We start from the raw sequence: 1,525 nt of genomic DNA, 5'->3' as shown, positions 1-1,525 counted from the left end.
CTGAATCCCCAGTCGGACAAGTCAATCCATCCACACATCCAGGAGGAGTTTCCGTGCGCCGTATCCCGCTCTCAGCACTGATAGTCGCGGGCTCACTGATACTGGGCGGCGGCATTGCCGCGGCTCAGGGCAGCCTGCCCACGTCGGGGAGCGCCGGAGGCACGGACGTGCCGCCGTCGTACCTGACCGACGACGCCGGCCGCTCCTTGATCCTGCGAGGGTTCAACACGGCGTCGAGCGCAAAAAGCGCACCCGACGGCATGCCGAAGTTCACCGAAGCCGACCTCGAGCGCGAACATGCCGACATGGGAACAAATTTCGTGCGGTTCCTGATCTCCTGGCGTTCGGTCGAACCGGAACCAGGACAGTACGACCAGGAGTATCTCGACCGCGTCGAGGACCGGGTCAGCTGGTATGCCGAGCGCGGCTACAAGGTCATGCTCGACATGCATCAAGACGTCTATTCCGGCGCGATCACACCAGAGGGCAACAGCGGCAACGGCGCCGGCAACATCGGCAACGGCGCACCGGCCTGGGCGACATACATGGACGGCCTTCCGGTCAGCCCTCAAGACCGCTGGGAGCTGTACTACATCCAACCCGGCGTGATGCGCGCATTCGACAACTTCTGGAACACCACCGGCCAACACCCCGAACTGGTCGAGCACTACGCGAACGCATGGCAGGCGGTGGCCGAACGTTTTGCAGGCAATGACACCGTCGTGGCATACGACCTGATGAACGAGCCGTGGGGCGGTTCCCTCCAAGGCCCCGCATTCGAAGGTGGGCCCCTCGCTGCCCTGTATCAGCGAACCACCAACGCCATCAGGGAAGTCGATCAGGACAGCTGGGTGTGTGTGGCCCCGCAGGCCGTCGGCGTCAACCAAGGTGTCCCCAGCGGACTCACGAAGATCAACGACCCACGAGCCGGCGAACAGCGAATCGCCTACTGCCCACACCTGTACCCACTGCCCCTCGACCTCGGTGACGGATACTCCGGCCTCTCACGCACACTCACCGACGCGACCATCGACACCTGGCGCGACAGCGTCGAACACATCGCCGGAAACGTACTCGGCGGCGTCCCGGTCATTCTCGGCGAATTCGGGCTCGACACAACACTGCCCGGCGCAACCGACTACATCGACCGCGTCTACACGACCGCCCGAGAACTCGGCGCGGGCGTCTCGTACTGGTCCAGTGATCCGGGGCCTTGGGGCCCGTACCTGCCGGACGGAACACAGACACTCCTCGTCGACACCCTGAACAAGCCGTATCCGCGTGCCGTCGCTGGCACACCCACCGAATGGTCCTCGAGCGTCGACCGCCTTCAGCTGACGTTCACCCCGAACCCCGCGGTGACGGCACCGACCGAGATCTACCTACCCGAGAGCGGCTTTCCCGGCGGCGTCGACGTCGCAGGCGCCGACATCGTGAACTGGAACCCCCAAAGCCGGCTTCTCACAGTGGAAACCGCGGACGACGCGGGCCCCGTCACAGTCACGGTGACGCCGGCAAGCTGATC

1 protein-coding gene is annotated in these 1,525 nt (G+C 64.7%); it reads left to right on the top strand.

Annotated elements, in window-relative coordinates; all coding sequences use genetic code 11:
* The coding region (locus QMA15_RS32560; RefSeq protein WP_356703148.1) for a cellulase family glycosylhydrolase at positions 1 to 1,523 on the top strand (1,523 nt) is incomplete at its 5' end.
* Positions 1,524 to 1,525 lie beyond the last annotated feature (2 nt).

The organism is Rhodococcus sp. APC 3903 (genome assembly GCF_030407755.1).
GTDB lineage: Bacteria > Actinomycetota > Actinomycetes > Mycobacteriales > Mycobacteriaceae > Rhodococcus_F > Rhodococcus_F erythropolis.
Note: the sequence above shows the minus strand (reverse complement) of the source record. Positions and strands in the feature narration are given on the sequence as shown.